Origin of the sequence: Mesorhizobium sp. M1050, from assembly GCF_040318715.1 — a bacterium.
Taxonomy (GTDB): Bacteria; Pseudomonadota; Alphaproteobacteria; order Rhizobiales; family Rhizobiaceae; genus Mesorhizobium.
This window is the reverse complement of sequence record NZ_JAMYMV010000142.1, coordinates 1-5,720: the sequence shown is the minus strand read 5'-3', so window position 1 is coordinate 5,720 and position 5,720 is coordinate 1. Positions and strand designations below refer to the sequence as shown.

The 5,720-nt window shown below is 62.9% G+C and carries 4 protein-coding genes; 2 read left to right on the top strand and 2 right to left on the bottom strand.

The window, feature by feature from the left end; translation table 11 throughout:
* Positions 1–122: 122 nt before the first annotated feature.
* The gene (ppx, locus tag NKH57_RS33300) at positions 123–1,658 is read right to left on the bottom strand and encodes an exopolyphosphatase (protein WP_352734839.1); all 1,536 of its coding nucleotides are present in this window, start codon (positions 1,656–1,658) and stop codon (positions 123–125) included.
* The gene (locus NKH57_RS33295) at positions 1,658–3,859 is read right to left on the bottom strand and encodes an RNA degradosome polyphosphate kinase (RefSeq protein ID WP_352950571.1); all 2,202 of its coding nucleotides are present in this window, start codon (positions 3,857–3,859) and stop codon (positions 1,658–1,660) included. Before NKH57_RS33295 ends, ppx begins: the two co-directional genes overlap by 1 nt.
* A gap of 244 nt (positions 3,860–4,103) precedes the next feature.
* Here NKH57_RS33295 and NKH57_RS33290 point away from each other — a divergent pair, with 244 nt between their 5' ends.
* Positions 4,104–4,349 (top strand): zinc-finger domain-containing protein, encoded by a 246-nt coding sequence (locus NKH57_RS33290; RefSeq protein ID WP_023761953.1) that lies wholly within the window; start codon positions 4,104–4,106, stop codon positions 4,347–4,349.
* A 19-nt stretch (positions 4,350–4,368) separates the two neighbouring features.
* Positions 4,369–5,607, top strand: coding sequence for an FAD-dependent monooxygenase (locus NKH57_RS33285; RefSeq protein ID WP_352950569.1), 1,239 nt, complete (start codon positions 4,369–4,371; stop codon positions 5,605–5,607).
* Positions 5,608–5,720: the final 113 nt, after the last annotated feature.

Sequence of the window (5,720 nt, the reverse complement as noted above, 5' to 3'; positions counted from 1 at the left end):
CGCCGCAAGAACAGCATGAATTGGGCCGCCAAACTGGCTCAGAACACTCGCAAAAACAGCGTTTATGGATGCGCACTAGTCTAATATCCGCGTGGATTAAGTCACGCTCTGGTAGGCCGTGTTCACTTCACCGAGACACTAGGGCCACCCTCGACGGCCAGCACCAGACGGCGGTTGGTGATCCTTGCCAGTTGCGCCAGGCGTCCGGCCGGCCGCTCGCCATAGAGATCGGCCAGCGATGCCGGCAAGACCAGCGCCAGCACGCCATTGCCGCGCTGTTCCCATTTCAGCCTGGGCATGATGCCCGGCATCGACGCCGTCAGCAGATAGACGACGCGCATCATCGCCGCCAGCACCCTGGCCCGCTCCAGATAGCGCGGCGTCGCCAGCGCCTTGATTTCAGGGGCGATGGATTCGTTGAAGATGCCGTCGTGACGGTAGGCGTTGGCCAGCGCCAGGAAGGCGCGGCCGGGATGGTCGACACCGAAGAAGGACGCGTGCGCGATGATGTTGAGCGACTGCTTGCCGCGGTATTCGGGATGCGCGCGCCAGCCGATGTCGGCGAGCAATGCCGCCGCGTGGCGATAGCGTGCCTCGTCCTCGGTCTCGTCGATGCCGAAGGCGGCAAAGGTCCTTGCGGTCCAGTCGACAAGCTCATGCGAATGGGTGACGGAGCGGGAGCGCAGGCGGGCGAGTTCCTCCGAGGCCGAAATCAAAGGATCGGCCTTCTGCTCTGCCTTGTCGAGCAGCGAATAGAGAAAGCCTTCGCGGACGCCGAGCGCCGAGACGATGATCTTCGACGGGTGCATCGCCGCCATGATCTCCTGCAGCACGATGGCGCCATAAGGCAGCAGCGAACGGCGGTTCTTGGAAACGCCTTCGATCCCCTTGACCTTCTCGATCTCGGCCTTGGCCACCTGCTTGAGGAAGTTCGACGCGCTTTCGGCTGATATCTCGTAGTGGTGCATGACGCCAAGCGGATAGTTGGTCATTTCCATGTGCAGCCGGGCGAGATTTCGCCAGGTTCCGCCTACGGCGTAGAAGGGCCTGCCCCGACCGCCTTTCAACAGCTTGGCCCTCGCGAGTTCGTCACGCGCGATCTTGGCCGCCTGGGTCAGCGAGTTCTTCGCCATGTCCTGCAGGCGCAGGCCGCCCAGCGGCAGCGTTATGCCGTCACCGATCGCTTCGCCGTTGACATCGACCAGTTCGAGGCTGCCGCCACCCAGATCGCCGGCGATGCCATCGGCCGGATGGAAGCCGGAAATGACGCCAAGCGCCGAATAATAGGCTTCCTGACGGCCGCTGATCACACGGATCTCGGTCTTGAGCACATCTTCGGCGCGGTGGATGAAATCGGGACCGTTGATAGCCTCGCGGGCGGCGGCGGTGGCCAGCACATACATCTGTTCGGCGCCGGCCTGGTCGGAGAGCGCGCGAAAGCGGCGGAACTCTTCCATCGAGCGCGTCACTGCCTCGGGGTCGAGCTTGCCGGTCGAAACGATGCCTCGGCCGAGACCGGCGAGCATCTTTTCGTTGAACAGCATGGTTGGCGAGCGCGACAGCCCCTCGTAGACGACGAGACGGATCGAATTCGATCCGATGTCGATGATGGACAGCGGTCGACGGTCCTGCAACCGGCCTTGGGAATTAGACAGCATCAGCCGGACGCTGCGGCGTTCTTCTTGCGGCGCTTGAATTGCGCGATGCGCTTGGGCGCGTGCGACTTCAGCGCGTCACCCCGTCCCGACAGGCTCGGATTGGTCATGAAATATTCCTGCGCGTTGAACGGTTCCTCGCCCTCCTCCAGCACCACGCGCCGGGAAGTTCCATCAGCCAATACGTCGAAACTTTGCTGATTGTCCATGATGTTGCCAAGCATGATCTGGCCAAGGATCTGTTCATGCACAGTTGGGTTGGTGATCGGCACCATGGTTTCGACGCGGCGGTCGAGATTGCGCGGCATGAGGTCCGCCGACGAGATGTAGACGACAGCCTCGTCCGACGGCAGGCCGTGACCGTTGCCGAAGCAATAGATGCGGCTGTGCTCGAGAAACCGCCCGACGATCGATTTTACACGAATGTTCTCCGAAAGGCCCGGAACCTGCGGCCGCAGGCAGCAGATGCCGCGCACGACAAGGTCGATCTCGACTCCGGCGCGGCTGGCATCATAGAGCGCGTCGATGATGATCGGGTCGACGAGCGCGTTCATCTTCATCCAGATGCGCGCCGGCTTGCCTTCCACAGCATAGGCAATCTCGTCGGCAATATGCTTCAAGATGCGGCTTCTCAGCGTGAATGGCGAGATCGCCAGACGCATTTCGTCCGTCGGCTCGGCATAGCCGGTGATGAAATTGAAGAGCTGGGCGACGTCGCGTGCAATCGTCGGATCGGTGGTGAAGAAGGACAGGTCGGTGTAGATGCGCGCCGTGACCGGATGGTAGTTGCCGGTGCCGAGGTGCACATAGTTGCGCAATTTGCCGTCCTCGCGCCGCACCACCAGCGACATCTTCGCATGTGTCTTCAGTTCGAGAAACCCGAACACGACCTGCACGCCGGCACGCTCCAGGTCGCGCGCCCAGCGGATGTTGGCCTCCTCGTCGAAGCGCGCCTTGAGTTCGACCAGAGCCGTAACCGATTTGCCGGCCTCGGCCGCGTCGACCAGCGCGCGCACGATCGGGCTGTCATTGGAGGTGCGGTAAAGCGTCTGCTTGATCGCCACCACTTCCGGATCGGCCATCGCCTGACGCAGGAACTGCACCACCACATCGAAGGATTCATACGGATGGTGGACGACGATGTCCTTCTCGCGGATGGCGGCGAAACAGTCGCCGCCGTGCTCGCGAATGCGTTCGGGAAAGCGCGGATTGTAGGGGGTGAATTTGAGATCGTCGCGGGGAACGGCGACGATTTCGGAAATCTGGCTGAGCGCCAGCGGCCCGGTCAAAACGCTGATGCGGCTCGACGACACGCCAAGCTCGCCGGCGACGAAGTCGCGCAGTTCGCCAGGCATCAGTATGTCGAACTCGATGCGGATGACCGAGCCGCGGCGGCGCCGCTTGAGTGCCGTCTCGAACAGGCGCACGAGATCTTCCGATTCTTCCTCGACCTCGATATCGCTGTCGCGGATGATGCGGAACGTGCCCGAGCCCTTGACCTCATAGCCAGGGAAGAGCTTGCCGATATACAGGCCGACCGCCTCTTCCAGCGGGATGAAGCGGACGTGGCGTTTGCGGTCCGGCAGACGGATGAAGCGCTTGAGCGCCACCGGCAGGCGCAGCAGCGCACTCATCTCTTCGCCGTTCTTGCGATGACGCAATTGCAGCGCCATCGAGAAGCCGAGATTGGGGATGAACGGGAACGGGTGCGCCGGGTCGATCGACAGCGGTGTCAGCACCGGAAACACCTGCTCCTGGAAGTGGTCTTCCAGCCAGATTTTCTCGTCCTTGGTGAGCGCGTCGCGGGTAATGGTCTCGATGCCCTCCTTGTTGAGCAGCACCGTGAGCGCAGACAGGCTCTTCTGCTGGTCTTCCTGCAGCCGCTCGACCTCGCGCAGCAGCTGTTCCAGCTGCTGTTCGGGGGTGCGCCCGTCAGGACTTTTCAGCACGATGCCTTCGCGCACCTGGCCGGCGAGGCCGGCGACGCGCACCATGAAGAACTCGTCGAGATTGGCGGCCGAGATCGACAGGAAGCGGACACGTTCCAGCAGCGGATGATTGAGGTTCAGCGATTCTTCGAGAACGCGCCGGTTGAACTGCAGCCAGGAAAATTCGCGATTGACGAAACGATCCGGATTGCCGCCTTCCGGGCTTGCCGCCTCCACGTTGATGAATTCGCTCTGCACCGGCTTCAGTTCGTTCATATTCCGCTCTTCCACACCGTCTGCCGGCTAGGGCGCGGCGCGTCCTCGAGGACGCGCAAAGGACGCTCTGCCACTCCAAGGCAACGCATGATCCCTTCCGAAAACCGAAGTCGGTTTTCCGGGTCATGCGTTAACCGGCTTAACTTATCCTCTGACAGACTTTTGCGACAGTTTCATTTCATCGAACTTGCAAAGACGCCTGTTATGATCCAGATGCAGATGAGACTGCGTTAAGGAGACGACGATGGCAGGCGGTTCCATTCCCCATTTTCAGAACGATGCGGGCTACCCGGCTATCGACATCGGCGTCAAGGAATTCATGTGCACGGGCGCCAACCCGCCTTTCGATCACCCGCATGTGTTTCTCGACATGGGCGACGACAATGAAAAAGTCTGCCCCTATTGCTCGACGCTGTACCGCTATTCGCCCAAGCTGAAGGCGACGGAAACGCTGCCGGCCGGCTGCATCTATATCGATCAGGCTGCCTGATTCTTTCGCGACAAGCTCGATGAACGACATGCGTTCCCGGCAAATTCTCATCGCCGGGGCGGGCGTCGCCGGGCTGACCGCAGCGCTTGCTTTCGCCAAACACGGCTATTCCGTGCAGGTGTTCGAACAGGCGCAGCGCCTGGAGGCGGTAGGCGCCGGCCTCCAGCTTTCTCCCAACGCGACGCGCATACTCGGCCAGCTTGGCGTGCTCGACCGGCTGCTGCCGGCAGCGGTGCGGCCGGAAGCCGTGGTCTTGAAGGACGCAGCGACGCTGCGCGAACTGGCACGCGTGCCGTTGGGGCAAGTCGCCGAGACGCGCTGGCAGCTGCCCTATCTCGTCGCCCACAGGGCCGACCTGCAGAGTGCACTGATGGCGCGTGCCGACGAGATCGCCGACATCAAGATCGTCACTGGGGCCCGCCTCCACGGTTTTGCCACCGGAGCCCATGGCATCACCGCGACGGTTGAGATCGACGGCAAATCCATCGCGGCCGAGGGGTTCCTGCTGGTCGGCGCCGATGGCGTTTGGTCCTCGGTGCGCGGGCTTGTCGACGCGGCAAAGGGGGCTGCCTCGCCAAGAAGTCGCTTTTCCGGCGAACTGGCCTGGCGCACGACCACCGCGCTTAGTGCCGCAGGGCAGGCGTTCGCGGCGATCGGCGCTCCGGACTGCGTCACCACCTTCCTGCACCCGGGCTTCCATATGGTCGCCTATCCCGTCAGCGGGGGTGACGCCTTCAATATCGTCGCCTTCACCAAGGGCGAACGCATCGCCGAAGGCTGGTCCGGCCATGCCGATCCCGGCATCCTCGCCGCCGCAGTGCGCGGCACCGCGCCAGGCCTTGCAAGACTGGTGGAAAGGGCTGGACCGTGGCTGACCTGGCCGCTCCATACCGTCGATCAGAAGCGACCCTGGACAATGCCGGACGGCATCGCACTGATCGGCGACGCCGCACATGCGATGACGCCGTTCGCGGCGCAAGGCGCGGCCATGGCGATCGAGGATGCGGCGACACTTGCCGATATCATTGTCGATTTCCCTGCCGATCCGGCACAAAGCCTACAAATCTGGGAGAACCTGCGGCGGCCGCGCGTCGCCAGGGTCGCACGCCGCGGCGCCATCAACCGCCTTGCCTGGCATGCCGCGGGCCCAGTGGCGATCGCGCGCAATGTGTTCCTGAAAATCCGCTCGTCGGAAAAACTCGCGGCGGATTTGGACTGGCTCTATGGGTGGCGGGCTCAGAAGATCATTCGACGCTGAGCGTACAAGCACAATCGGTTGGTGGGACAGCACCCCCCTCGGTGCGGGCGGGGTTGGGGGCGCGGGGACCGGGGGGGGTGGAGGGAGCCCAGGCCATGGCAAAAGCCGGCTTG

Excerpts from the sequence above, each read along its gene's own strand:
- NKH57_RS33290 (WP_023761953.1), top strand. The coding sequence starts at position 4,104 with ATGGCAGGCGGTTCCATTCCCCATTTTCAGAACGATGCGGGCTACCCG.
- ppx (WP_352734839.1), bottom strand. The coding sequence starts at position 1,658 with ATGCTGTCTAATTCCCAAGGCCGGTTGCAGGACCGTCGACCGCTGTCC.
- NKH57_RS33295 (WP_352950571.1), bottom strand. The coding sequence starts at position 3,859 with ATGAACGAACTGAAGCCGGTGCAGAGCGAATTCATCAACGTGGAGGCG.
- NKH57_RS33285 (WP_352950569.1), top strand. The coding sequence starts at position 4,369 with ATGAACGACATGCGTTCCCGGCAAATTCTCATCGCCGGGGCGGGCGTC.